The sequence below is a fragment of the Xanthomonas sacchari genome, assembly GCF_040529065.1.
GTDB lineage: Bacteria > Pseudomonadota > Gammaproteobacteria > Xanthomonadales > Xanthomonadaceae > Xanthomonas_A > Xanthomonas_A sacchari.
On sequence record NZ_CP132343.1, the window covers coordinates 1,868,205 to 1,893,675 of the forward strand.

Annotated in this window: 25 protein-coding genes and 1 pseudogene; 13 read left to right on the forward strand and 13 right to left on the reverse strand. The window is 69.1% G+C overall.

From position 1 onward, the window contains the following. Positions 1–67: 67 nt before the first annotated feature. From RAB71_RS07865 to RAB71_RS07885, 5 genes are all read right to left on the reverse strand, one after another. Positions 68–664, reverse strand: coding sequence for a DUF1439 domain-containing protein (locus RAB71_RS07865; RefSeq protein WP_010342008.1), 597 nt, complete (start codon positions 662–664; stop codon positions 68–70). A gap of 89 nt (positions 665–753) precedes the next feature. Further along, positions 754–1,053, reverse strand: a complete 300-nt coding sequence (locus RAB71_RS07870) for a DUF3861 family protein (RefSeq protein ID WP_010342007.1) — start codon at positions 1,051–1,053, stop codon at positions 754–756. A 94-nt stretch (positions 1,054–1,147) separates the two neighbouring features. Beyond that, positions 1,148–1,714, reverse strand: coding sequence for a M23 family metallopeptidase (locus tag RAB71_RS07875; protein ID WP_010342005.1), 567 nt, complete (start codon positions 1,712–1,714; stop codon positions 1,148–1,150). A 4-nt stretch (positions 1,715–1,718) separates the two neighbouring features. Beyond that, positions 1,719–2,414, reverse strand: a complete 696-nt coding sequence (locus tag RAB71_RS07880) for a tellurite resistance TerB family protein (RefSeq protein ID WP_010342004.1) — start codon at positions 2,412–2,414, stop codon at positions 1,719–1,721. A gap of 143 nt (positions 2,415–2,557) precedes the next feature. Next, positions 2,558–2,956, reverse strand: coding sequence for an HU family DNA-binding protein (locus RAB71_RS07885; protein ID WP_026143706.1), 399 nt, complete (start codon positions 2,954–2,956; stop codon positions 2,558–2,560). A 290-nt stretch (positions 2,957–3,246) separates the two neighbouring features. On the opposite strand from RAB71_RS07885, the gene RAB71_RS07890 reads away from it, so the two are divergent. Then, positions 3,247–3,678 (forward strand): OsmC family protein, encoded by a 432-nt coding sequence (locus RAB71_RS07890; RefSeq protein WP_010342002.1) that lies wholly within the window; start codon positions 3,247–3,249, stop codon positions 3,676–3,678. 227 nt (positions 3,679–3,905) lie between these two features. Further along, positions 3,906–4,511, forward strand: coding sequence for a glycine zipper 2TM domain-containing protein (locus RAB71_RS07895; protein ID WP_010342001.1), 606 nt, complete (start codon positions 3,906–3,908; stop codon positions 4,509–4,511). Between the two features lie 98 nt (positions 4,512–4,609). Here RAB71_RS07895 and RAB71_RS07900 read toward each other — a convergent pair whose 3' ends face one another. Next, entirely contained in the window at positions 4,610–5,488 is an 879-nt protein-coding gene (locus RAB71_RS07900) for a PhzF family phenazine biosynthesis protein (protein WP_010342000.1), read from the reverse strand. Between the two features lie 168 nt (positions 5,489–5,656). Then, positions 5,657–5,937: pseudogene (locus RAB71_RS07905) on the reverse strand (PhzF family phenazine biosynthesis protein); the annotation flags it as partial. Between the two features lie 130 nt (positions 5,938–6,067). On the opposite strand from RAB71_RS07905, the gene RAB71_RS07910 reads away from it, so the two are divergent. The 5 genes from RAB71_RS07910 (at position 6,068) to RAB71_RS07930 (ending at position 12,765) form a co-directional block, all read left to right on the forward strand. After that, positions 6,068–8,677 carry a bifunctional aspartate kinase/diaminopimelate decarboxylase gene (locus RAB71_RS07910; RefSeq protein WP_010341997.1) on the forward strand — a complete coding sequence of 870 codons (2,610 nt, stop codon included), beginning with the start codon at positions 6,068–6,070 and terminating at the stop codon, positions 8,675–8,677. Next, positions 8,661–9,113, forward strand: a complete 453-nt coding sequence (locus tag RAB71_RS07915; RefSeq protein ID WP_010341996.1) for a hypothetical protein — start codon at positions 8,661–8,663, stop codon at positions 9,111–9,113. The genes RAB71_RS07910 and RAB71_RS07915 overlap by 17 nt, the downstream gene beginning before the upstream one ends. After that, on the forward strand, positions 9,110–10,465 hold the full coding sequence (murL, locus tag RAB71_RS07920) for a UDP-N-acetyl-alpha-D-muramoyl-L-alanyl-L-glutamate epimerase (protein ID WP_010341995.1): 1,356 nt from the start codon (positions 9,110–9,112) through the stop codon (positions 10,463–10,465). Before RAB71_RS07915 ends, murL begins: the two co-directional genes overlap by 4 nt. Next, on the forward strand, positions 10,446–11,882 hold the full coding sequence (gene murD, locus RAB71_RS07925) for a UDP-N-acetylmuramoyl-L-alanine--D-glutamate ligase (protein ID WP_029561960.1): 1,437 nt from the start codon (positions 10,446–10,448) through the stop codon (positions 11,880–11,882). Before murL ends, murD begins: the two co-directional genes overlap by 20 nt. Before the next feature lie 79 nt (positions 11,883–11,961). Further along, the gene (locus RAB71_RS07930; protein WP_029561959.1) at positions 11,962–12,765 is read left to right on the forward strand and encodes a dienelactone hydrolase family protein; all 804 of its coding nucleotides are present in this window, start codon (positions 11,962–11,964) and stop codon (positions 12,763–12,765) included. Between the two features lie 266 nt (positions 12,766–13,031). Here the strand turns inward: RAB71_RS07930 and RAB71_RS07935 are convergent, their stop codons facing one another. Beyond that, positions 13,032–14,030 (reverse strand): polyprenyl synthetase family protein, encoded by a 999-nt coding sequence (locus tag RAB71_RS07935; protein ID WP_041500070.1) that lies wholly within the window; start codon positions 14,028–14,030, stop codon positions 13,032–13,034. A 281-nt stretch (positions 14,031–14,311) separates the two neighbouring features. Here RAB71_RS07935 and RAB71_RS07940 point away from each other — a divergent pair, with 281 nt between their 5' ends. The 5 genes from RAB71_RS07940 to RAB71_RS07960 all read left to right on the forward strand — a co-directional run bounded on the left by RAB71_RS07940 (position 14,312) and on the right by RAB71_RS07960 (position 19,618). Then, the gene (locus tag RAB71_RS07940) at positions 14,312–14,836 is read left to right on the forward strand and encodes a single-stranded DNA-binding protein (protein ID WP_010341990.1); all 525 of its coding nucleotides are present in this window, start codon (positions 14,312–14,314) and stop codon (positions 14,834–14,836) included. Positions 14,837–15,646: 810 nt separating this feature from the next. Beyond that, on the forward strand, positions 15,647–16,543 hold the full coding sequence (locus RAB71_RS07945; protein ID WP_029561957.1) for a hydroxypyruvate isomerase family protein: 897 nt from the start codon (positions 15,647–15,649) through the stop codon (positions 16,541–16,543). 30 nt (positions 16,544–16,573) lie between these two features. After that, complete coding sequence (locus RAB71_RS07950) at positions 16,574–18,259, forward strand: GMC oxidoreductase (RefSeq protein WP_010341988.1); 1,686 nt, start codon at positions 16,574–16,576, stop codon at positions 18,257–18,259. After that, positions 18,259–18,831 carry a gluconate 2-dehydrogenase subunit 3 family protein gene (locus RAB71_RS07955; RefSeq protein ID WP_010341987.1) on the forward strand — a complete coding sequence of 191 codons (573 nt, stop codon included), beginning with the start codon at positions 18,259–18,261 and terminating at the stop codon, positions 18,829–18,831. The genes RAB71_RS07950 and RAB71_RS07955 overlap by 1 nt, the downstream gene beginning before the upstream one ends. Positions 18,832–18,874: 43 nt before the next feature. Continuing rightward, positions 18,875–19,618: a DUF1080 domain-containing protein gene (locus RAB71_RS07960; protein ID WP_010341986.1), complete on the forward strand. Its 744-nt coding sequence runs from the start codon at positions 18,875–18,877 to the stop codon at positions 19,616–19,618. Positions 19,619–19,645: 27 nt separating this feature from the next. Here the strand turns inward: RAB71_RS07960 and RAB71_RS07965 are convergent, their stop codons facing one another. The 5 genes from RAB71_RS07965 to RAB71_RS07985 are packed head-to-tail and all read right to left on the reverse strand — an operon-like array spanning position 19,646 to position 24,268. Beyond that, complete coding sequence (locus tag RAB71_RS07965; protein ID WP_029561956.1) at positions 19,646–19,924, reverse strand: cytochrome c; 279 nt, start codon at positions 19,922–19,924, stop codon at positions 19,646–19,648. Between the two features lie 36 nt (positions 19,925–19,960). Continuing rightward, on the reverse strand, positions 19,961–20,815 hold the full coding sequence (locus tag RAB71_RS07970; RefSeq protein WP_029561955.1) for a sugar phosphate isomerase/epimerase: 855 nt from the start codon (positions 20,813–20,815) through the stop codon (positions 19,961–19,963). A gap of 19 nt (positions 20,816–20,834) precedes the next feature. Further along, complete coding sequence (locus tag RAB71_RS07975; protein ID WP_010341982.1) at positions 20,835–21,959, reverse strand: Gfo/Idh/MocA family protein; 1,125 nt, start codon at positions 21,957–21,959, stop codon at positions 20,835–20,837. Positions 21,960–21,970: 11 nt separating this feature from the next. After that, on the reverse strand, positions 21,971–23,188 hold the full coding sequence (locus RAB71_RS07980) for a nucleoside permease (protein ID WP_010341981.1): 1,218 nt from the start codon (positions 23,186–23,188) through the stop codon (positions 21,971–21,973). A 27-nt stretch (positions 23,189–23,215) separates the two neighbouring features. Further along, positions 23,216–24,268, reverse strand: coding sequence for a sugar phosphate isomerase/epimerase (locus tag RAB71_RS07985; protein WP_010341980.1), 1,053 nt, complete (start codon positions 24,266–24,268; stop codon positions 23,216–23,218). 99 nt (positions 24,269–24,367) lie between these two features. Here RAB71_RS07985 and RAB71_RS07990 point away from each other — a divergent pair, with 99 nt between their 5' ends. Next, a complete protein-coding gene (locus RAB71_RS07990) occupies positions 24,368–25,375 on the forward strand; it encodes a LacI family DNA-binding transcriptional regulator (protein ID WP_010341979.1) in 1,008 nt (335 codons plus the stop codon). Positions 25,376–25,471: the final 96 nt, after the last annotated feature.

Genomic DNA, 25,471 nt, shown 5'->3' on the forward strand with positions numbered 1-25,471 from the left:
GCCGAGGCCGCCGTTTCTACGTGCGCTGCTGGTGGCGGCTACCGCCGCACCCTGGCCGTCGCGTGGGCTACTGCCCCGGAAGCATGCCCGCCGGCACCAGCTTGCCGATGTCCTGGTTGAAGCGCACCACCAGCGCGCCGTTTTCCACGCCAGCCGACTGGATCTGCACATCGCCCAGCATCGCGGTCAGGCGCGGGTCGAGCTTGTAGATCGGCTCCTTGCGCGCGTAATCCTCAAGCCAGGCATTGAGCAACTCACGCGTGTTGGCGTCGAGCTTGCCGCCGTTGGCGGCCGGGCGGAAGTCGTCGATGGTCGGGGATTGCAGGTGGAAGCTCTGGCTTTGCTGGTCGTAGCGTAGCGCGCTGGTCAGCAGGACCTGGCCCAGCGGGGTCGGCGCGCCGCCGCCCGTGGCCATGCTCAGGTCGAACTGCATCTTCAGGCGGTCGCCCGGCGGCAGACTCAGCTTCGGATCGCGTACGGTCATCTTGATCAGCCCGCCCAGCGCCTTGTGCGTCTGCGGGAAGCTGCCGTCCAGGTAGTGCTGCACGTCGGCGGCGCCGACACTGACCTGGCGGCCCTGGATGGTCGGTTCGGCCTGGGCCTGGGTGGCGACGGCGAACGCCAGCAGCGCGGCCGCGCGCAGGGTGAACTTGCGGAAGATCATCGGGAAGCCCTGGGCGAACGAGAGGAATTCACCATAACGGTGGCCGGTGAATGCGCGATTAGCGGAACCGGCCGAGCGCCTGTCGCCGCTCAGGCGGCCGGCAGCGCCAGCCGTGCCAGCAGCGCGTCCAGCGCCGGCTGCAGCGGCGCCAGCAGTTCACGCGCCTCTCCCTCGCTGCGCTCGCCGAGGCCGCGCAGCAACTGCGTGCCGACGATCAGCGCGGCGCGCTCGTCGCCGCGCAGTCCGGGCTGGCGCTGTGCCGCCTCGAGCAGGCGCATCCAGTCCTGCCGGCAGCGCGCCTCCAGTTCGATGGTGCAGCGGCCCTGGCAGGGCAGGCCGTCGTCCTGGATCGGGGTGACGGTGACGCGGTAGCGTTGGGAGGCGGTCATGGCAGTGGCGCACGCGGTGTGTGCCTCCAAGATAGGCGCGACCGACCGGCGCCACGAGCCCGCCGCCCGCGACGCTCTGTTCCAGTGCGTCCGTTCAGCGTGCCGCGCGCAGCAGCGGCAGCGGATCGTAGGCGCCGCCTTCGGCGTAGACGCCGTAATGCAGGTGCGGTGGCGTGCCGCGCGCGTTGCCGCTGTCGCCCACCGCGCCGAGCGGGTCGCCCGGTTCCACCAGGTCGCCGACCTGCAGCCCGGGTGCCCATGTCTCCAGGTGCGCGTAGTAATGACGCTGCCGGGCCGGGCCGAGTACCCAGACCTGGCGGCCGCCGAGGCCGCGGTCGGCGATGGCGACGACGATGCCGCGCGTCGCCGACACCACCGGCGTACCGCGTTTGGCGAAGATGTCCACGCCGGCGTGCTGGCGGTCGCGCCCGCGCGGCGCGCCTAAGGTGGCGGCCACGCGCCGCGGATCCACGCCTTTGACCGGCATGTGCAGGGCCGTCGGCGCCGGCGCGCGCGCCAACTCCCAGCCGACGCGCAGGCGCTGCGCCCAGGGATGTCGCCAGGCCCAGGCCGCGGCCACCGCCAGTGCGGCCAGCAAGGTCGCGCGCAGCAGTTCGCGGCGCAGGCGCTGCGCCGGCGAAAGCGTGGGCGCCGCGGCCATGCGCTCAGTCCGCGTGCAGGGCGGCTGCCTGTTCCTGCAGGCGCTGCTTCAATGCGTCGTCGATGCCGAGCTGTCGTGCCAGTTCGTCCAGGTAGCTGCGCTCCATGAAGCTCTGTTCGTCGGCGGCGAGCAGGCTGGCCAGATACATTTCCGCGGCCATCTCCGGGGTGGTCGATGCGCGCGCCACTTCGGCCGGATCCAGCGGCTTTTCCAGTTCCGCATGCAGCCACTGCTGCACGTCGGCGTCGTTGCCGTGGAGGCGGGCGAATTCGCCTTCGATCAGGTTGCGCTCGCGTTCGTCCAGGTGCCCGTCGGCCTTGGCCGCACCGACCAGTGCGCGCAATACCGCCTGGCTGTGCTGTTCGACTTCCAGCGGCGGCAGCCGGTCCAGCGTCTGCGGTTCGGGCGCGGCGGCGCCGAGTTGCTGGCGCCGGTAGTCGCCATAGGCGCGATAGGCCATCAGTCCCAATGCGGCCAGCCCGCCATAGGTCGCCAGCTTGCGCGTGGTGCGGTGCTTGCCGAGCAGCAGGCCGAGCGCGCCGCCGCTGAGGGCTCCCTTGCCGAAATCGGCGTTGAGCAGGCCGCCCAGGCCGCCGGTGCCGGCGGGTGCCGGAGCGGCAGCGCCGGTCTTGCCCGTGGCCTGGCCGGGAACGCCCTGCGCCGATTGCAGCAGTTGGTCGAGAAAGCCCTGTAGTTTCATGCAGGTGATCCGATCGAAGGGAAGCACCGGTATAGCGGTCGCGGCCTTAGCGGGCCGTCAATCCGGGCGCGCAGGCCGCGCAAAAAAAACGAGACGGCCGGGGCCGTCTCGTCGGTGTGCTTGCCTGGATCAGGCGACGCTGCTCAGAGCGCGGCGTCCTTGAGCTTCTTCAGCGGGCGCACCTTGAGCTTGGTGGTGGCCGGCTTGGCGGCGAACCACTGCTCTTCCTTGGTGAACGGGTTGATGCCCTTGCGCTTCGGCTTGGCCGGCACGCTGACGGCGGTGATCTTCAGCAGGCCCGGCAGGGTGAACGAGCCAGCGCCCTTCTTGCTGACCGAACCGGCCACGGCGTGCTCCAGCGAGGCCATCACGGCGCGCACGTCCTTGGCGATCACGCCGCTGGTTTCGGCGATGTGGGCGACGAGCGCGGACTTGCTCAGCACGTCCTTGATCGGCTTGGGAGCGGCCGGTTTGGCGGCGGCCTTGGTCGCTACCTTCTTCACTGCCTTCTTCGGGGCAGCCTTTTTTGCGGTCTTTGCCATGATGTCCTGATTCCGTATTTGGTGGTTTGGGTCGCGCCGACCCCGTCGGCATGGCGAAATGTAGGGCATGTGCTACGCCGCGCCAATAGGCCGGAAGCAAAAAAACGCGAATATTCGCCGCGACTGGCGTCTTTTTCGCCGACGACGGCGCCGGCGCCGGCACTTCGCGTGGCGAGATGGCCAGGCATTTCCGCTGTCGCGCGTGCCCATCGCCGCTGCCAGGCAGAAGCACAAGCCCGTAACGCCGCCTCGCCTATGGTCCGCGCTCCACTCACCGACAGGAGCCTCGCATGGGCATTTCGCGTCACGCCACCGCGCATTGGGAAGGCGATCTCAAGACCGGCCAGGGCCGGTTGAACACGCCGCAGAGCGGCTTGCTGGAGAACACCCGCTACGCGTTCAACAGCCGTTTCGGCGAGGAGAAGGGCACCAATCCGGAGGAGCTGATCGCCGCCGCGCACGCCGGCTGCTTCACCATGGCGTTGTCTGCCAAGCTGACCGAAGCCGGCTTTCCGCCGACCGCGCTGGACACCCGCGCCGACGTCGACCTGTCGATGGAGGGCGGGCCGCAGCTCTCGCAGATCCGCCTGAAGGTCAAGGCCGTGGTGCCGAACATCGAGGCCGCGCGCTTCCGCGAACTGGCCGACGACGCCAAGCAGAACTGCCCGGTGTCCAAGGCGCTGAGCGCGGTGCCGATCAGTCTGGAAGCGGAATTGGGCTGAGCCCGGTGCGGCCCGGCGGCATGCCGGGCCGCGCGTGCTGCGGCGCACCGACATGGTGTCGCCGCGGGGCGGCCATGCACATCGCTGCGGTACCGACCTGCACGCATGGGCTGCCCGATGCTGTCGCGCCACTAAATGTAAGCGGCGCAACCGTCCCTATTCAGTCTGGTTTCACCGCCTCGGATCGAGCATGCAGTCGCGCGATCCACGCGCTTGGAACCATAGCCATGAACAAGCTCTCGACCCGTCTGTTGACCGCTGCGCTCGCTGTCGGCGTCATCGGCTCCGCCGCCGCGCAGGATTACGGTTACACCCGCTATGACGACTACCGCGACCGTGGGTATGCGTCCGGCACCTACGAATATGCGCGCGTGGTGCGCGCCGATCCGATCATGGTGCAGGTCAACGGCCCGCGCGAGACCACCGAGCGCTGCTACGACCGCCCGGCGTCCGGCAGCTACGCCAGCGATTACGGCTACCGCGGCACCGATGGCGGCCGCACCGCCTCGTCGGTGGTCGGCGGCATCGCCGGTGCGGTGCTCGGCAGCCGCGTCGGCGGCGGCAATGGCCGCTTCGTCGGCACTGCCGTCGGCACCATGCTCGGCAGCCTGGCCGGCCGCTCGATCTACGACACAAATGCCCGCGCCTATGGCGGCGGCTACGGTGGCGGCGTGGTCCGCGAATGCGAGCCGGTGTCCTATCGGACCGAACGCTACGACCGTGTCGACGGCTACGACGTGACCTACGAATACGGCGGCCGCTACTACCACACCCGCACCGCCTCGCCTCCGGGCGACCGCATCCGCGTCCGCGTCGACGTGCTGCCCGACTGACGTATTGCCCGACTAAACCAAAGGGCGCCTCCTTGCGAGGCGCCCTTTGGTTTGCGCGTCCGTCGGCACCTGCGATGCGAGGTGCCGGCGACCTTCGATCAGGGCCAGTCGATGTGGCCTTCGATCACCGTCTGCACCTGGCCGCCAGACCACACCTCCCCAGTCTCGTCCACGTGCAGCGTCAGCAGGGCGTCGTGGCCGACTTCGCGGCCCTGGCTGGCGACGTAGCGGCCGCCGTTGCCGGGCAGGGCCTTGCTGTGATCCAGCCACGCCGCCAGCACGGCGTTGGCCGCACCGGAGGCGGCGTCCTCGAAGCGCCGGCCGTTGCCGACGAAGGCGCGCACGGCCACTGCATAGGCCTGGCCGCTGGCGCGGGCGTAGGCGAACACGCCCATGCTGGCGGTGCTTTCGGCCAGGGCGGCGATCGCGTTCCAGTCCGGTGCCAGCGCGCGCAATGCGGCTTCGTCGGCCACTTCGACCAGCCACCAGCAGCGGCCACCGTCCATGCGCACTGGCGGCAGCGCGCCCAGCGGCCAGCCGCGCAGTGCCGCCTGCAGGCGCGCATCTGCGGCATCGGCGATCTCGGCCACCTGCGCGCGCGGGGTGCGGATGGCGATGCTGCGTACTCCAGCGTCCACATCGACGCGCAGCGGCAGCAGGCCGGCGATGCCGTCCTGCATCAGCACGCCGTCCCGCGGCGTGGCGATGCCGGCTTGCAGCGCGACGTGCGCAGTGCCGACGCTGGGGTGGCCGGCGAACGGCACTTCTTTCTGCGGGCTGAACATGCGCAGGCCGTAGCTGGCGTCCGGGCGCGTCGGCGCGAACACGAAGGTGGTTTCCGGCAGGCGCGTCCAGCGTGCGATGGCCTGCATCGTAGCGGCGTCCAATCCATCGGCATCGAGCACAACGGCCAGCGGATTGCCGTTGCCGGCGTGGGCGGAGAAGACATCGACCTGGAAGAAGCGGCGTGCGGCCATGGCGGGAAACTCCGGACGGCGGTGGGGGAGGCCGGAGCTACCAAGCGATCTTGTCGGCGATCACCGCTTGCACCAGGTTGCCGGTTCATCCCTCGGCGGCGGCATGGTGTCGCGGCGCCTGCACGCGGACTGCGTCCCCAAGGCGTGGCTACCGTCTGCGTGGGTACCGATCCGCACCGGCAGCAGACCGGCATCGCACTGCTGGATCAGCACGCCGTCGCGGGGTGTGGCCAGGCCGAGTTCGACGACCGCCCAGGCCGCGCCGACGCTGGGGTGGCCTGCGAATGGCAGTTCGCCCTGGGATTGAAGAGGCGGATGCGGTCGTCCGCGCCCGCGCCCGGCGGCAGGAAGAACACCGTCTCTGACAGGTTCAGCCAGGCCGCCAGGCACTGCATGCGCAGTGCGTCCAGGTCGGCGGCATCGAGGACCGCGCACAGTGGAGTGCCCACCCCAGGCTGGCGGAAAAGACGCCCGGTTGCGGCTGGCGGCGCGCGCTCATCCGCGCTCCGTTGGCAGTAGAATCGGGGGTTCCGCTCGAGCATTCGGGCGTTTTCCCCACATCTCAGACACCCCCACTCCATGTCAGCTTCCTCTCCTGTCGATCGCTGGATCGTCCTCAAGTTCGGCGGCACTTCGGTGTCGCGTCGTCATCGCTGGGACACGATTGGACGGCTGGCGAAAAAACGCGCGGAGGAGACCGGTGCGCGGGTGCTGGTGGTGGTGTCGGCCTTGTCCGGTGTCACCAACGAACTGACCGCGATCGCCGACGGCAGCGCCGACAGCGCGCAGCGCGTGGCCGCGCTGGAGCAGCGCCACCGCGACTTCCTGGCCGAACTGGAACTGGACGCCGAGGCGGTGTTGGGCGAACGCCTGGCGGCGCTGCGCGGCCTGCTCGACGATCCGCGCGCGGCCGAGCGCACGCTGGACTGGCAGGCCGAGGTGCTGGGGCAGGGCGAACTGCTGTCCTCCACCCTCGGCGCCGCCTACCTGCGCGCCAACGGCCTGGACATGGGCTGGATGGACGCGCGGCAATGGCTGGACGCGCTGCCGCCGCAGCCGAACCAGAGCGCCTGGTCGCGGCGCCTGTCGGTGTCGTGCCAGTGGCAGTCCGATCCGCAGTGGCGAGCGCGCTTCGTCGCCCAGCCCACGCGCATGCTGATCACCCAGGGCTTCATCGCCCGGCACGAGGACGGCGGCACCGCCATCCTCGGCCGCGGTGGCTCGGATACCTCGGCGGCGTATTTCGGCGCGCTGCTCGGCGCCAGCCGGGTCGAGATCTGGACCGACGTGCCCGGCATGTTCAGCGCCAATCCGCGCGAGGTGCCGGATGCGCGCCTTTTGACCCGCCTGGACTATTACGAAGCGCAGGAAATCGCCACCACCGGCGCCAAGGTGCTGCACCCGCGCTCGATCAAGCCGTGCCGCGATGGCGGCGTGCCGATGGCGATCCTGGACACCGAGCGCCCGGAGCTGCCCGGCACCAGCATCGACGGCAACGCCCGCACCGTGCCCGGGGTCAAGGCGATCAGCCGCCGCAACGGCATCGTGCTGGTGTCGATGGAAGGCATCGGCATGTGGCAGCAGGTCGGCTTCCTGGCCGACGTGTTCGCGCTGTTCAAGAAGCACGGGCTGTCGGTGGACCTGATCGGCTCGGCCGAGACCAACGTCACCGTGTCGCTGGACCCGAGCGAGAACCTGGTCAACACCGACGTGCTGGCGGCGCTGTCGGCCGACCTGGCGGAGATCTGCCGGGTCAAGATCATCGTGCCGTGCGCCGCGATCACCCTGGTCGGGCGCGGCATGCGCTCGCTGCTGCACAAGCTCTCGGACGTGTGGGCCACGTTCGGCAAGGAGCGCGTGCACATGATCTCGCAGTCGTCCAACGACCTGAACCTGACCTTCGTCATCGACGAGACCGACGCCGACGGACTGCTGCCGATCCTGCACGCCGAGCTGATCGACAGCGGCGCGATGCCGGTGGAGGAGACCGAGGTGTTCGGCCCGCGCTGGCGCGAGATCGCCGGCACGGTGCGGCCGCGGCTGGTGCCGTGGTGGCAGGGCGAGCGCGCGCATCTGCTGCGCCTGGCCGAGGCCGGCACGCCGCGCTACGTCTACCACTTGCCGACCCTGCGCGAACGCGCGCGTGCGCTGAAGGCGATCGCCGCGGTGGACCAGCGCTACTACGCGATCAAGGCCAACGCGCATCCGGCGATCCTGCAGACCCTGGTAGAAGAAGGCTTCGGCCTGGAGTGCGTCTCGCACGGCGAACTGCGCCGGGTGTTCGAGATCGTGCCGGAACTGTCGCCGCGGCGGGTGCTGTTCACCCCCAGCTTCGCGCCCCGCGCCGAGTACGAAGCCGCGTTCGCGCTGGGCGTGACCGTGACCGTGGACAACGTCGAGGCGCTGCAGCGCTGGCCGGAGCTGTTCCGCGGCCGCAGCCTGTGGCTGCGCATCGACCTGGGCCATGGCGACGGCCACCACGAGAAGGTCAACACCGGCGGCAAGGCTTCCAAGTTCGGCCTGTCGGCGACCCGCGTCGACGAGTTCGTCGAGGCCGCGCGCGCGCTGGACATCCGCATCGTCGGCCTGCACGCGCACCTGGGCAGCGGCGTGGAGACGGCGCAGCACTGGCGGCGCATGTGCGACGAGTTGGCCGGCTTCGCCCGGCGCATCGGCAGCGTGGAGATCATCGACATCGGCGGCGGCCTGCCGATCCCGTACAGCGCCGACGACGAACCGTTCGACCTGGACACCTTCGCCCAGGGCCTAGCCGAGGCCAAGGCGGTGCACCCGGCGTTCCGCCTGGCGATCGAACCGGGCCGCTATCTGGTCGCCGAATGCGGTGTGCTGCTGGCCCGCGCCACCCAGGTGATCGAGAAGGACGGTATCCGCCGGGTCGGCCTGGACGCCGGCATGAACACCTTGATCCGCCCGGCGCTGTACGACGCCTGGCACGACGTGGCGAACCTGAGCCGCCTGGAACAGCCGGCCGAGACCGTGTTCGACGTGGTCGGGCCGATCTGCGAATCCAGCGACGTGTTCGGCAAGCGCCGGCGCCTGCCGGCGGGCACCGCGCCCGACGACGTGATGCTGATCGCCGACACCGGTGCCTACGGCTACAGCATGGCCAGCACCTACAACCAGCGCGAATTGCCCCGCGAGGAGGCGATCGATGCGCGCACGGACTGAGTTCGTCGCGGGCAGCGCCGCGGCCGGCGCGCTTGCGATGGTGGCTGCCACCGCGGTGGATCAGTCGGGTACATCGCTGCCGTGGACCGACAGCCTGAAGTGGGCGTTGCCGGCGTTGGCCGCCGCTGCCATCGGCGCATGGCTGGCGGTGCGCTGGCAGCGCCGCGGGCCCGCGGCGAGCACCGGCGCGCTGGCCCTGCGCACCTCGCTCCTGGCCGCGTTGGCCTACCTGCCGGCGCTGGCGCTGTATGTGCTGGTGGCCGTGCTGGCCTCCGCCGCGTCGGTGCCGGCCGGACAGCACTGGCAACTGCTGCTGATGGCCTTCGTGTTCGGCTGCCTGCCGCTGCTGTGGGCCGCCTTGCCGTTTTCGATGCTCGAATTTCTTCTGTGCCGCCGCTATCTGCGGCACACCCGTGTGCTTGCAGGACGTCCATGACCGCTTTCGACAAACAGCAGATCGCCACCTTCCGCTTCGTGCGCTGCGGCTTCGACGCCGACAGCGGCGTGGCGCGCCTGGTCTATGCGTTCGACGACGGCCCGGAGCTGGTGGAGACCATCACCGTGCCCGGCGCGCCGTTCGCGCTCGACCCGGCGCGCGCGCAGGCGGCGCAGCGCGCCCTGCGCCTGCTGCACCTGATCGCCGGCGTCAGCTACTACAAGGCGGCGGTGCCGCCGCGCATCGTCATCGATGATTACGCCATCGATGCGGAGACCGCTGCGCTGCTGGACAGCGTCTACCTGCATGGCCTGGGCGAGTTCGCCTATCGCAACGGCCTGGACCTGCGTGGGCGCATCCGTTTCCCGGCCGCGGAGGCCGACGCGGCCGATGCCGCGGCGCTCGGGCTGCGCGACCAGGCGCTGGTGGCGATCGGCGGCGGCAAGGATTCGCTGGTCAGCATCGAGGCCTTGCGCGCGGCCGGCGTGGCGCAGACGGTGACCTGGATCGGCGGCTCGCAGCTGATCCGCGCCTGCGCCGAGCGCACCGGCCTGCCGACCTTGAACATTGGCCGCACGCTGGCGCCGGAACTGTTCGAGCTGAACCGGCAGGGTGCGTGGAATGGGCATATCCCGGTGACGGCGGTGAACTCGGCGATCCTGGTGTTCGCCGCGGTGCTGCACGACGCCGGCCAGGTGGTGTTCTCCAACGAGCACTCGGCCAGCTATGGCAGCCAGATCGCCGGCACCGGCGAGGTCAACCACCAGTGGTCCAAGGGCTGGGCCTTCGAGCAGGCGTTCGGTGAGCAGGTGCAGCGCTACGTGGCCGCGGACCTGCGCTACTACTCGTTGCTGCGCCCGCTGTCGGAACTGGCGGTGGCGCGGCAGTTCGCCAAGACCGATCACTACGACGCGCATTTCTCCAGTTGCAACCGTAATTTCCACATCCTCGGCGAGCGCCCGGCGCACCGCTGGTGCGGGGTCTGCCCGAAGTGCCACTTCGTGTTCCTGGCGCTGGCGCCGTTCATGCCCAAGACGCGGCTGGTGCGCATCTTCGGCCGCAACCTGCTCGACGACGCCGGCCAGGCCGGCGGCTTCGATGCGCTGCTGGAGTTCCAGGACCACAAGCCGTTCGAGTGCGTCGGCGAAGGCCGCGAGTCGCGCGCGGCGATGGCGGCGCTGGCGGCGCGCGCGGAATGGAAGGAGGACGCGCTGGTGGCGCGCTTCATCCGCGAGATCCAGCCGCAGCTCGACCCCGCCGACCTGCGCGTGGAGCCGTTGCTGGAACTGGACGCGCAGCACCGCATCCCGGCCGACCTGTGGGAACGCGTGCGTGCGAATTTCGCAGCTTGAGTCGCAGCGCGTCGCGCTGTGGGGCTGGGGGCGTGAGGGCCGTGCGGCGTATGCAGCGGTGCGTGGCTGGGAATCGGAAATCGGGAACGGGGAATCGCCACGCGCGCTGCCGCTGACGGTGTTCTGTTCGGCTGAGGAGGCCGCGGAGATCGCCGCGCTGCACGATCCTGCGTTGCGTGTCGAGACCGAGGCCACTGCCGAGCGCCTGGCCGCGTTCGATGTGGTGATCAAGTCGCCGGGGATCAGTCCATACCGGCCCGAGGCGCAGGCCGCCGCGGCGCGCGGCACGCGCTTCATCGGCGGTACCGCGCTGTGGTTCGCCGAACACGCCGGTGCCGACGGGGTGGTGCCCGGCAGCGTCTGCGTCACCGGTACCAAGGGCAAGAGCACCACCACCGCGCTGCTGGCGCACCTGCTGCGCGCCGGCGGCCACCGCACCGGCCTGGTCGGCAACATCGGCGTGCCGCTGCTGGAAGTGCTGGCGCCGATGCCGCCGCCGCAGTACTGGGCGATCGAACTGTCCAGCTACCAGACCGGCGACGTCGCCCGCAGCGGCGCACGGCCGCAACTGGCGCTGGTGCTGAACCTGTTTCCCGAGCATCTGGACTGGCACGGCAGCCAGGCGCGCTACATCGCCGACAAGCTCGAGCTGGTCACCCATGCGCGGCCGCGCATCGCCCTGCTCAACGCCGCCGATCCGCAACTGGCCGCCCTGCAGCTGCCCGATAGCGAGGTGCGCTGGTTCAACCGCGAGGACGGCTGGCACATGCGCGGCGAGGTGGTCTATCGCGGCGACGCCGCGGTGTACGACAGCGCGCAGGCGCCGCTGCCGGGCCGGCACAACCGCGGCAACCTGTGCGCGGTGCTGGCCGCGATCGAGGCGCTGGGTCTGGATGCGGCGGCGCTGGCGCTGGCGGCCGATCGTTTCCGGCCGTTGCCGAACCGGCTGCAGACCCTCGGCACGCGCGATGGCGTGACCTATGTGAACGACTCGATCAGCACCACCCCGCATGCCAGCCTCGCGGCGCTGGAGTGCTTCCGCGGGCGGCGCATCGCGCTGCTGGTGGGCGGTCACGACCGCGGCCTGGACTGGCAGGACTTCGCCGACCACATGCGCGATGGCGGGGCACCGCTGGAGATCGTCACCCTGGGCGCCAACGGCCCGCGCATCCATGCGCTGCTGGCGCCGCTGGCCGCCGCCGCCGGCTTCGGCCTGCATGCCGCGGCCGACCTGGCGGAGGCGGTGGCGCTGGCGCGCACGGCGCTGGGCGAGCAGGGCGGCGTGGTGCTGCTGTCGCCCGGCGCGCCCAGCTTCGGCGCCTACCGCGACTACGTGGCGCGCGGCCGCCATTTCGCCGCGCTGGCCGGGTTCGACCCGGACGCGATCAGCGCCATTCCGGGGCTGGGCATCGCCTGAGCCGCGTCGCCTCGGCGCACACATCGCGCTGGCGGCGCCTTGCGTACACTCCCGCGCGGGTTCCCACGGGAGAAGGGCGATGCGCACATGTTCGATGATGCGGTGGACCGGGTTGCTCGGGCTGGCCTTGGCGCTGCCGCTGCCGGCCTGGGCCGCGATGCAGGCCAAGCCGGTGGAATGGCAGGTCGGCAAGGACAGTTTCAGCGGCGTGCTGGTCTACGATGATGCCGACCACGACAAGCGCCCGGGCCTGGTGATGGTGCCGAACTGGCGCGGCGTCAACGATTCCGCGGTGGAGAAGGCCAAGCGCCTGGCCGGCGACGACTACGTGGTGTTGGTGGCCGACGTCTACGGCAAGGGCAAGCGGCCGGCCAACGATGCCGAGGCCGGGCAGTTCGCCGGTGCGCTGAAGAAGGACCCGGCCACGCTGCGCGCACGCGCGTTGGCGGCGGTGGCGGCGCTGAAAGCGCAGGCCGGCAAGGCGCCGCTGGACCCGGCCAAGATCGGCGCGGTCGGTTTCTGCTTCGGTGGCACCACGGTGCTGGAACTGGTCCGTGCCGGTGCGCCACTGGCCGGTGTGGTCAGCCTGCATGGCGGCCTGGCCACCGCGGCCCCGGCGGCCGCGGGCAGCGCCAAGGCGCCGGTGCTGGTGCTCAACGGCGCCGACGACAAGAGCGTGAGCCGCGACGACATCGTCGCCTTCGAGCAGGAGATGAACCGCGCCGGCGCCGACTGGCAGTTCGTCAACTTCAGCGGTGCCGTGCACTGCTTCGCCGAAGCTGACGCCAACAGCCCGCCGGGCTGCCAGTACAACCCCCGCGCCGCCAAGCGCGCCTACCGGATGCTCGAGGACTTCTTCGAGGAGCGGTTCGGGCGGGAGTAGGGCGTGCCTCCGGGATTCGGGAGGTGCCTCGCGCTGCGTGCTTGGCGGGATTGGGGATTGGCAAAAGCGGTACATCGCGCTTTGCCAATTCCGCTGCGTAATCAGACCTAAGGCGTGTGCGCCGTTGACCTCAGCGGGGTGAGGCAGTAACGCGTCAGGCGTCAGCCAAGTCGCTCACGAATCCCGATTCCCGATTCCCCAATCCCTGTTTCAACGAATCCCGAATCCCGACTCCCCAATCCCCCCGGCGCGCAAAGCGCGCCGGATCAATGCTTCCGCGACACCGCGTACCGCGCCAGCCCGCGCAGGGCGGCCACGGCCTCGTTCTCGGGCAGGCCGTCCAGGGTGCGCTCGGCGGCGGCGGCGTAGTCGGCCGCGCGGCGGCGGCTGTAGTCGATGCCGCCGCTGGCTTCGATCGCCGCCAGCACCTCCGGCATCGCGCTGGCGTCGCCCTGTTCGACGATCTGGCGCAGGCGCGCGCGGGTGGCGTCGTCGGCATGCGCCATGGCGTGGATCAGCGGCAGCGTGGCCTTGCCCTCGGCCAGGTCGTCGCCCAGGTTCTTGCCGAGGTCGGCGGCGTCGGCGGTGTAGTCGAGCACGTCGTCGGCGATCTGGAACGCGTAACCCAACTGCATGCCGTAGTCGTACAGCCGCTGCTGCACGTCCTCGCTGGCGCCGGAGGCCAGCGCGCCAAGCCGGGTGCCGGCGGCGAACAGCACCGCGGTCTTGCGCTCGATCACGCGCAGGTAGGCGGCTTCGTCGGTGTCCGGGTTGTGCACGTGCAGCAGTTGCAGCACCTCGCCCTCGGCGATGCGGTTGGTGGTGTCGGCGAGCAGGCGCATCACCGCCATGCTGTCCAGTTCCACCATCAGCTGGAAGCTGCGCGAGTACAGGAAGTCGCCGACCAGCACGCTGGGCGCATTGCCCCACAGCGCGTTGGCGGTGCTGCGGCCGCGGCGCAGGTCCGATTCGTCGACCACGTCGTCGTGCAGCAGGGTCGAGGTGTGGATGAATTCGATGATCGCCGCCAACTGGTGCTGCATCGGCCCGCCGGCGCCGCAGGCGCGGCCGGCCAGCACCACCAGCATCGGCCGCAGGCGCTTGCCGCCGGCGGAGACGATGTGGTCGGCGATCTGGTTGATCAGCACGACGTCCGAAGCCAGGCGGCGGCGGATCAGGGCGTCCACCTCGGCCATGTCCGGCGCGGCGAGCATCTGGATCTGGGGCAGGCCCAGGGCGGAGCTGGGGGATTCGGCGATGCTCATGCGGACAGGACTGGAAACGTGCGCAAAGTATAGGGTGCGCGGCCACATCCGTCCCGCGGTTGGCCGCCGCCGGGGCCCGAAGGCTTGCCCCAGCTGGCTTTGCAGCGCCCTGCAGGGCGCGCGCGGGCAGGATTCCGACAGGCCGATGCGGCGTTTTCCGGGGCACCGGCGGGCGCCTGGCGCAGGCCGGCCCAGCCCGGCGATGTTAGGATTGCTTCCCGAAATCTTCTTTACCGCTCTGCGCGCCCCCGGCCCGCGGAGACCCCAGACGGAAGCAGCTCATGGCCCGCGGCATCAACAAAGTCATCCTCGTCGGCAACCTCGGCAACGATCCCGACACCAAGTACACCCAGGCCGGCATGGCCATCACCCGGATCAGCCTGGCCACCACCAGCGTGCGCAAGGACCGCGACGGCAACCAGCAGGAACGCACCGAGTGGCATCGCGTGGTGTTTTTCGGAAAGCTCGGTGAGATCGCCGGCGAGTACCTGCGCAAGGGCAGCTCGGTCTATGTCGAAGGCTCGATCCGCTACGACAAGTACACCGGGCAGGACGGCGTGGAGAAGTACTCCACCGACATCGTCGCCGACGAGATGCAGATGCTCGGCGGCCGCGGCGAGGGCGGTGGTGGCGGCATGGGCGGCGGCGACCGTCCGCAGCGCTCGGCACCGCCGCGCCAGGAACGCTCCGGCATGGGCGGTGGCGGCGGTGGCGGCGGGCAGGATTACGCCCCGCGCCGGCAGCAGCCGGCCCCGCAGCAGTCCGCGCCGATGGACGACTTTGCGGACGACGACATCCCGTTCTGATTCCTGGTGGTTCTGCGATGCAGACAAACCCCGGCAAGCCAGTGTGCTTGCCGGGGTTTTCTTTTTGCACGAGATGGTTTCCTTTCTGCCGGCCTGGGCCCTGTGTTCTTCGCGGAGAGGGTGTAAACGAAGGGCGATGGGCATCGGGGTGGGCCCAAGCGTGCGTGCACGCGGCGAGTGTCCCGCTGTTCTCGCCTTCGCTGAACCGGATTGATCGCCGAGCGCGGCTTCGCTTGCCGTCGCCTCGCGCAACACCTTGGCGCGGTGTCTCGTGCCGAATGCATGCTGTCGCTCGTGCAGGCCGGCGTGGCCGGACGGACCAGGCGTCGTAGGAGCGGCTTTCAGCCGCGACGGCTTTCCGGGAAAGTCTGTTGCGGCTAAAGCCGCTCCTACGGAAAAGCACATTGGCGGCGCTTGCCGCTACGCCACGATCCGCGCTCAATGAATGCGCGTGGCGGCGTGGTAGGGATGCCTGAGACGCCCAGTCGGTCGAATCCGCCATCCCAGCCACCTTGCAGGCAGTCGAACGCCATGGGAGTGCGGTTTCACCGGCTGTCACCATGCTTCACCACGTGACGATGTCACGCGCGTGTCAGCCAGCTCTTCGCTGCATATCCGCTCGGCTACCTCCTCGTGCAACGCCGGGCTCCATCTTCGTCACGCGGCGATCGACGCGACAGTTGTTGTGCTCTGCAGCATGGGTTTTCGTGCACCGCGTCTTGCAAAAAACGCATTTCCTCCCGTATGGTTCAATCGATTGAATCGCGGCGATTCGTCAGCGTTTGAACCGGTTGGGAGGCCGGAAGGTGGATGTCTATCCATTCGATCGGACCGGCGCCGGCCTCGGGGTTCACGCGGCGCGAGGCGCTGCGCATGGCGGTTGCCGGGAGCCTTGGCCTGGGGGCAGCGGGCGTGTTGCCGGCACTCGCTGCCGACACGCCGCTCAAGGGCAACCTGAAGCAGTCCGTCGCCCGCTGGACGTTTCCGCAGCTGTCGGTCGCCCAGCTTTGCCAGGTGGTGAAGGGCCTCGGGTTTGCCGCCATCGATCTGGTAGGGCCGGCGGATTGGCCCACCCTGAAGGCGCATGGCGTGCACAGCGCGATGTGCAACGGCGCGGAACTCGGCCTGGACAAGGGCTTCGCCGGCAGCCAGTTCCACGACGAGTTGGTCGCGCGCTACACGCGGCACATCGACCTGGTGGCCGATGCCGGCTATCGCAACCTCATCTGTTTTTCCGGAAATCGGAATGGCATGGATCCGCAGGAAGGCATGGCCCACGCCGAAGCCGGGCTCAAGCGCATTCTCGGCCATGCCGAGAAGCGCGATGTCGTGCTGGTGATGGAGCTGCTGAACTCCAAGGTCGATCATCACGACTATCTGTGCGATCACTCGGCCTGGGGCATGGAGCTGTGCCAGCGGATCGGCTCGGACCATTTCGGCCTGCTGTACGACATCTACCACATGCAGATCATGGAGGGCGACATCATCGCCACCATCGGCAAGCATCACGCGTGCTTCAAGCATTACCACACCGCCGGCGTTCCGGGCCGGCACGAGATCGGGGACGCTCAGGAGCTCCACTATCCCGCCATCTGTCGCGCGATCCGCGACACCGGTTTCGATGGTTATCTGGCCCAGGAATTCGTTCCCACGGCGCCGGATCCCGTCGGCTCGCTGCGCGAGGCGATCCGCCTCTGCGACGTCTGAAACGCTATCCACCCAGGTGAAGTAGAACCCATGGCAGACAATCATTACGACGCCATCGTCGTTGGCTCGGGAATCAGTGGCGGTTGGGCGGCGAAGGAGCTGACCGAGAAGGGACTCAAGGTCCTGATGCTGGAACGCGGACGCAACATCGAGCACGTCAAGGACTACGTCAACGCGATGAAGGAGGCGTGGGACTTCCCGCACCGCAACCGACCCACCCAGGCGATGAAGGCCGCTCATCCGGTGCTGATGCGCGACTACGGCCTGGTCGAGAACCTGCAGGGGATGTGGGCCGACGAACAGGAATCGCCCTATACCGAGATCAAGCGATTCGACTGGTTCCGCGGCTACCACGTCGGCGGCCGCTCGCTGATGTGGGGACGGCAGAGCTATCGCCTGTCGGACCTGGATTTCGAGGCGAACCTCAAGGACGGCATCGCCACCGATTGGCCGATCCGCTACGCCGACATCGCGCCCTGGTACGACCACGTGGAGAAGTTCGCCGGCATCGCCGGCACGCGCGAGGGACTGGACGTGTTGCCGGACGGCGAGTTCCTGCCGCCGATCCCGCTGAACATCGTCGAGAAGGACGTCGCTGCGCGGATCCAGAAGGCCTTCGGCGGCACCCGGCACCTGATCCACTCGCGCACCGCCAACATCACCCAGCCCAAGGTCGAGCAGGGCCGCGTCAACTGCCAGTACCGCAACAAGTGCATCCTGGGCTGTCCCTTCGGCGCCTATTTCTCGACCCAGTCGGCCACGCTGCCGGCGGCGATGAAGACGGGCAACCTGACCCTGCGGCCGTTCTCGATCGTCAAGGAAGTGCTCTACGACAAGGACCGCAAGCGCGCGCGCGGCGTGGAGATCATCGACGCCGAGAGCGGACAGACCTACCAGTACACGGCCAAGGTCGTCTTCCTCAACGCGTCCTCGTTCAACTCGACCTGGCTGCTGATGAACTCGGCCACCGACGTGTGGGACGGCGGACTGGGGTCGTCGTCCGGCGAGCTCGGGCACAACGTGATGGACCATCATTTCGGCGCCGGTGCTTCCGGCCGGGTCGAGGGCTACGAGGACAAGTACTACTTCGGCCGTCGTCCCTGCGGCTTCTACATTCCGCGGTTCCGCAACATCGCCGCGGACAAGCGCGGCTACCTGCGCGGCTTCGGCTACCAGGGTGGCGCCAGCCGCACCGGCTGGTCGCGCGAGATCGCCGAACTGAACATCGGCGCCGACCTGAAGGAGGCGCTGACCCTGCCGGGCGACTGGCGCATCGGCATGACCGGCTTCGGCGAAATGCTGCCCCACCACGACAACGCGATTCGCCTGGATCCGCAGCGCAAGGACAAATGGGGGCTGCCGGTGCTGGCGATGGACGTGGCCATGCGCGAGAACGAAAAGGCCATGCGCAAGGACATGGCTGCCGACGCCGCCGAGATGCTGGAGGCGGCCGGCGTCAAGGACGTGAAGATGCACGATTCCGACTACGCGCCTGGCAAGGGCATCCACGAGATGGGCACCGCGCGCATGGGCCGGGACCGCAAGAACTCCGTGCTGAACCAGTACAACCAGGTGTGGGACGCGCCGAACGTCTACGTGACCGACGGCGCCTGCATGACCTCCAGCGCCTGCGTGAACCCTTCGCTGACCTACATGGCGCTGACCGCCCGTGCCGCCGATCATGCGGTGCGCGAATTGAAAGCGGGGAACCTGTGATGGAACGTCGCGAACTGCTGAAGATGATCTTCGCCGCCACGGGCGCGGCCATGGTCGGCCTGCCCGCGCTCGTCCATGGCCAGGCACCGGCCGCGGGGGCGAAGGCGCTGTTCACCGCCGCGGATATCGGCACCCTGGACGAGATCGCCGAGACCATCCTGCCGCGGACCAAGACGCCGGGGGCGAAGGACGCCGCTGCGGGCGCGTTCATGGCGAAATTCGTCACCGACTGCTACACCGCCCGGCAGCAGGCGACGTTCCGCGCCGGTCTGGCCGAGATCGACAAACGTGCCGGCGGCCGCTTCGTCTCGCTCACGCCGCAGGCGCGCACCGAGTTGCTGCGCGCCCTGGATGCGGAAGCCAGGACGCACGCCGTCGACGTGACCGATACCGGTACCGCCGAAGCGGCGGACGCGATGCCGCATCCCTTCACGATGCTCAAGCAGCTGACCATCTTCGGTTTCTTCACTTCCGAGATCGGTGCGACCGACGTGCTGCGCTACGTTGCCGTGCCGGGCCGCTACGAGGACATCACCTATGTCCCCGGCACGCCTGCCTGGGCAACCAGTTGATGCACCGCCACGCTTCGCCATCCCCTCCTTGCCTGGAAACACGATGACCAGATCCCTGCTGATGGCGGCCTGCCTGCTGGCCACCGCGCCTGCGTTCGCGCAGGCCGACGCCGACCCCGCGCGCGATCCGACCAAGACCGAAGTGTGGAAGCCCGTGCCCGCGATGGTGGCCACGCCTGCGGGCCGCGCGCCCTCCGACGCGATCGTGCTGTTCGATGGCAAGGATCTGTCGGCCTGGGAGTCGGAGCAGGGCGGACGCGTGCCCTGGAGCGTCGCCGACGGCGCAATGACCGTGGTGCCGGGCAGCAACGGCATCCGCACCAAGCAAGGCTTCTGCGACATCCAGTTGCACGTGGAATGGCGTACGCCCACCGCGACGCGCGGATTCGACGGCCAGCAGCGCGGGAACAGCGGCATCTTCCTGCAGGAACGCTATGAGTTGCAGGTGCTCGACAGCTACGACAACCCCACCTATGCCAATGGCCAGGCCGGTGCCATCTACAAGCAGGCCATTCCGCTGGTGAATGCCTCGCGTGCGCCGGGCCAGTGGCAGGCGTACGACATCATCTGGAAGGCGCCGCGCTTCTCGCAGGGCGGCGGACTCACGTCGCCCGCCCGCATCACCGTCCTGCACAACGGCGTGCTGGTGCAGAACGACACCGTGCTGTCGGGCAAGACCGAGTACATCGGCGCGCCGTCGTATGCGCCGCATGCCTGCGCACCGATCCTGCTGCAGGAGCACGACTCCAAGGTCAGCTACCGCAATATCTGGGTGCGCGAACTGTAGGGCCCGCGCCCAGTCGGCACGGGTCGCCTACTGCGCCAGGAAGCTGGCAAGGTCGTCCACGTCCTGCTGCGACAGCTGCGAGAACGGCGGCATCAATCCGCCGCCGTTGCGGATCTTCTCCTTGATCTGCGCGGGCTGCAGTCGCTTGCCCACGTCGGTCAGCGCAGGGAAGGTGGGCGGGACGCCGCCGCGATTCGCACCGTGGCAGGCCGTGCAGTGGTTCGCGTAGAGCTGCGCGCCGGCCGTCGGGTCGCCCTTGGCCCACGCCGTGCTCGCCAGCGTCGTCCCCATCAGCACCACGGCCATCGTCAGGATCCTGTTCAAGCGGGACTCCTCTGCTGACTAACGCGGCTTGGCGGCGGGCAGGTGTTCACGCAGGTACTCGGCCCCGGTCTTGATGACGGTGGCCGGGTCGCGTGGCTGGTCGTGCTCGATGATGTACCACTGCACGCCGCTCCCCGCCGCGGCAGGCAGGATCGCGCTCCAGTTCAGGACGCCCTTGCCGACCGCGGCGAAGCCGCCTTCGTCTGCGGCCTGGCCTTTAGGTGCGTTGTCCTTGGCATGGACCGCGAACATGCGGCCCTTGAACTTGCCCAGCATCGCCGCCGGGTCGTAGCCCGCACGCGCGACCCAGGCCAGGTCCAGCTCGCTCTGGAGGTCGGGGCCCGCCGCGGCGAACAGCAGTTCCAGGCCGGTCTTGCCATTGAAGTCGACCAGCTCGAAATCGTGGTTGTGATAGGCCAGGCGCATGCCCTTGGCGCGCACCTGTTTCGCGAGCTGGCCCAGTTCCTTGCCCAGTGCGGTCCAGCCTGCGGCATCGGTGGGGCGCTCCTTCTGGTCCAGGTAAGGCACCACCAGCGTCGTGTTGCCGATCGAGCGGTTGAAAGCCACCGCCCCGTCGAGGTCCTTGCGCAGGTCGGCCAGCTGGACGTGCGAGGAGATCGCCTTGATCGCATACTTGTCCAGCAATTGCTTGAGTTCCACCGCGCTCACGTTCTGCGTGCCGACCGTTTCCACCGCGCCCACACCCGCGTCGTGGACGATCTTCAACTGCTGGTCGAGCGAGCCGGCGTTGCGCAGCGTGTACATCTGCACCGCGATGGGGGCCTGCGGACCGGCGACGTCGTGTGCGAAGGCGGGCAGGGCCACGAGGAGCAGCAGTGCGAGGGTTGCGGTTCTGCGTGTCGGTGTGTTCATCAGGAAGTCCTCCCGGGAGTCAGTCGATGGATGTCCAGCCGCGTGTCCTGGCCGATGCGATGACGCGATCGACGATCAGCGCCGAGCGCAGCCCGTCCTCGAAGGTGGGCAGGCCGTCCGGCCGCTCGCCTGCGATGGCGCGGTAGGTGTCGGCGACGAACGCCTCGAAGCAATCGCCGTAGCCCTGCGCGTGCCCGGCCGGCAGCGTCGCCAGCCGGCGTTGTTCGGTACTGCCGGCACCCGGCCCGCGCACGAAGATCTCCTCGCGCTGGTCCGGCCGGCCGATCCAAAGACGCTCTGCGTCCTCCTGGTCGAACGCCACGCTGGCGCTGGCGCCATCGATCTCGAACCAGAGGCGATTGCGGCGCCCTGCCGAGACCTGGCTGACCGTCAACGAGGCCAGCGTGCCCGCACCGGTTCTGAGCATCGCCATGGCCACGTCTTCGCTCGCGACCGCCTGCATCGCGCCGCCCGCGGCCGGCGTGGTGAAGCTCTGTCCGGTGTTGGTGCCGCGCTCGGCGATCACCGTCGCGAATGCCGCACTGACCTCGGAGAAGCGCTCGCCGCTCACCCATTCCACCAGGTCGCACCAGTGCGAGCCGATGTCGGCGAACACGCGCGACGTGCCGCCCAGGGCCGGGTCCACGCGCCAGTTGTTGCTGGCCGGGTCCAGCAGCCAGTCCTGCAGGTAGCTGCCGTGGATCAGGCGCAGCGGCCCCAGTTCGCCCTGGGCGATGCGGGCGCGTGCCTCGCGGACCACCGGGTGGTAGCGGTAGACGAAGGGCACCGTGGCGACCAGCCCGGTCGCGCGGGCCAAGGCCGCCAGCGCCCGCGCATCCTCCAGCGTCGTGGCCAGCGGCTTCTCGCAGATCACGTGCTTGCCGGCGTCCAGCGCCGCCTGCGCCATGGCGCGATGCAGATGGTTGGGTGTGCAGACGTGCACGACCTGCACCTGCGGATCGGCGACCACCTCCTCGATATCGCGATAGGCATGCGGGACATCCCACGATTGCACCACCTCGCGTGCGCGCTGCGGGGACGAGGCGGCGACGCCGCGGACCGAGGCGCCGGCTAGCAGTGCCGCGCGACGGTGCACGGCGCCGATCATGCCGGTGCCGACGATGGCGATTCCAAGCTTGGGCATCGGTGGGATCCTCAAGACGCGGAAGGGGCAGCCGCGACGGCGGGCCGGTCGCGGAACAGCAGCAGGAAGGCGACCAGCACCACCAGCGCTACGCCGGCCGGGAACAGCCAGATCTGCCGCCAGTCCGGGCCCGCCGCGGTGGTGTAGTGCTCCACCACGGCGCCGGACAGGAAGGTGCCGATCAGCATGCCCACGCCGTACGTGGCGAGGGTGATGAAGCCCTGCGCGCTGCTGCGCGCAGCGGGGCCGGCATGCGCATCGGTGTAGATCTGGCCGGTGACGAAGAAGAAGTCGTAGCAGATGCCGTGCAGCACGATGCCGATCACCAGCAGCGAGAAGCCGCCGCCCGCATCGCCGAAGGCGAACATCGCATAGCGCACCACCCACGCCGCCATGCCCACCGCCAGCATCGTCTTGACCCCCAGCCGCACGAACAGGAACGGCATGGCCAGCATCAGCAGCACTTCGGACACCTGGCCCAGCGACTGCAGGCCGGCCGCGCCGCGCACGCCGAGATCGTTGAGGTAGGGGTTGGTGAAGTTGTAGTAGAACGCCAGCGGGATGCAGATGGCGATGGAGGCCAGGAAGAACACCAGATAGGAGCGCGACTTGAGCAGCCGCAGCGAATCCAACCCCAGGATCTGCCCCAGCCCGGCGTCGCGCTGTCGCGCCAGCGGCGGCGTGTGCGGCAGGGTGAAGGCATACAGGCCAAGGGCCAGCGAGGCCATCGCCGCCATCCGGAAGGTCAGCTCGAGCCGATGCGCCTGCTCCCAGCCCAGCCAGCCGATCAGCACGCCGGCCACGATCCAGCCGACGCTGCCGGCGACCCGTACTGGCGGAAATTGCTTCTCAGGCGACTGCATGTGCCGCATCGCCACGCTGTTGGCCAGTGCCAGCGTCGGCATGAACAGCAGCATGTAGCCCATGACGCAGGCGAAGAACACGCTGAAGTCGGTCGCCGTGGATGCCAGCCACATCAGCACCGCACCGGCGAGATGCAGCACCCCCAGGATGCGCTGCGCCGCGAAGTAGCGATCGGCGATCAGGCCGACCAGGAACGGCGCGACGATGGCGCCGATGGACTGGCTGAGGAACGCCGTCGCCACTTGGCTTGCGCTGGCGTGCAGCGGCCCCTGCACCAGGTAGGTTCCCAGGGTCACGAACCAGGCTCCCCAGATGAAGAACTGCAGAAACATCATCGCGCCCAAGCGCGACATGGTGTGCGTCATGGCGTCCCCTCCCAGGGCGGCAATGGCTCAGGTCCCCAACATGCGGCGCAGCGATTCCCGGTCGGCGCCGCTGCCGGCGAAGTCGTCGAAGGCGCGTTCGGTCACGCGGATGATGTGGTCGCGAATGAACGCGGCGCCCTCCCGCGCCCCGTCTTCCGGATGCTTCAGGCAGCACTCCCACTCCAGCACCGCCCAGCCCGGGAAATCGTACTGCGCGAACTTCGAGAAGATCGCCTTGAAATCGACCTGGCCATCGCCGAGCGAGCGGAACCGCCCCGGACGATCGATCCAGTCCTGGTAACCGCCGTAGACGCCACTGCGCGCACTGGCCCGGTACTCCGCGTCCTTGACGTGGAAGATGCCGATGCGCGCGTGGTAGCGATCGATGAAGCCCAGGTAGTCCATCTGCTGCAGCAGCAGGTGGCTGGGGTCGTACAGGATCTTGGCGCGTGGGTGCTGGTCGACCACGTCGAGGAAGCGCTCGAAGGTGGCGCCGTCGTGCAGGTCCTCGCCCGGGTGGATCTCGAAGCACAGGTCCACGCCGCAGGCGTCGAAGGCATCCAGGATGGGGCGCCAGCGCCGGCCGAGTTCGGCGAAGGCTTCTTCCACCAGCCCGGGCGGGCGTTGCGGCCAGGGATAGAAATAAGGCCAGGCCAGCGCGCCGGAAAACGTGGCATGCGCCGTCAGCCCCAGGCGCTGGCTGACCTTGGCGGCCAACTGCAGCTGCTCCACGGCCCAGGCCTGGCGGGCGGCGGGGTTGCCGCGCTTGTCCGGCGGTGCGAATCCGTCGAACAGGCCGTCGTAGGCGGGGTGCACCGCGACCAGTTGTCCCTGCAGGTGGGTGGACAGCTCGGTGATCTGCAGGCCGTGCCCGGCCAGCATGCCGATCAGGTCGTCGCAATACGCCTGGCTGTGCGCGGCCTGGGCCAGATCGAACAGGTGGGGCGCGCTGGTCGGGACTTGTAGGCCAGAATAGCCCAGGCCCGCGGCCCATTCGGCCAGCGTGTCCAAGCGATTGAAGGGAGGTGTGTCGGCGATGAACTGTGCCAGGAACAGCGCCGGACCCTTGAGCGTCTTCAACGTGATTCGCCCTCATGCAATCGATTGAATCATCCTAGCATGGGCCCCCCGCAAGACCCGTTGTGCACTGCACAGCAGAAAGAAGAAGAGCTCAGATTCATGGCCACAACCATCTACGACATCGCAAAGCACGTCGGCGTCACTGCGGGCACGGTGTCGCGGGCGCTGTCCCGGCCGGAAAAGGTCCTGCCCGCCACGCGCGCGCGCATCGAGCAGGCCGCCGCCGCGCTGGGCTATGTGCCCAACACGGTGGCCAGGACGCTCAAGACCCAGCGCAGCGGCAAGCTCCTGGTCACCGTCCCGGACATCGCCAATCCTTTCTTTGCGCAGATCCTGCAGGGCGCGGAGGACGCCGCGCAGGCGGTCGGCTACGCCGTGCTGCTGGGCGATACCCAGCACCAGCCCGACCGCGAGGAGCGCTACGCGCAGATGCTCCGGCGCAACGAGGCCGACGGCCTGATCGTGCTCGGCCACCGCCTGCCGCCGACGGCGCGTGCCATCGTCAAGCAGCAGGGCGCCGCTGCGCCGGTGGTCAACGGCTGCGAGTTCGACCCGGCGCTGGGCATTCCCAGCGTGCACATCGACAACGCGGCCGCCGCGCGCGCCGTGATGGACCACCTGTATGGGCTGGGGCACGCGCGGATCGCCGTGGTCGGCGGCCCGCCCGACAATCCCCTGCATCAGCAGCGACTGGAAGGGGTCCGGGCCTGCGCCAAGGCGCACCGCCGCCTGCGCAGCCTGACCGTCGTGCCGGGCGATTTCTCCGTCGAATCCGGCCATGCGGCGGCGCTGGCGCTGCTGGGCCGTACGCCTGCGCCGACCGCGATCTTCTGCTTCAGCGACCAGATGGCGCTGGGGGCCCTGGCGGCCTGCCGGGACCTGGGCATCCGCGTGCCGGACGACCTGTCCATCGTCGGCTTCGACGACTTGGCGTCGTCCAGTTACCTCACTCCCCCGTTGACGACGATCAGGCAGCCCATGCGCGAGATCGGCGTGCGCGCGGTCAACCTGCTGCTCGCCATCATCGAGCGGGGGGACGTGCCGCTGCAGCAGACGCTGGATTTCAGCTTGATGGTGCGCGGGTCGACAGGCGCGCCGAGGAGGTAGGTCGCCCGGGGCCACGCCACCTTCCGGTACGCCATCGACAAGCGTCTGGATTAGACTTCACGCGAACGTCACGCCAACAGGAACAGGGGAACAGGG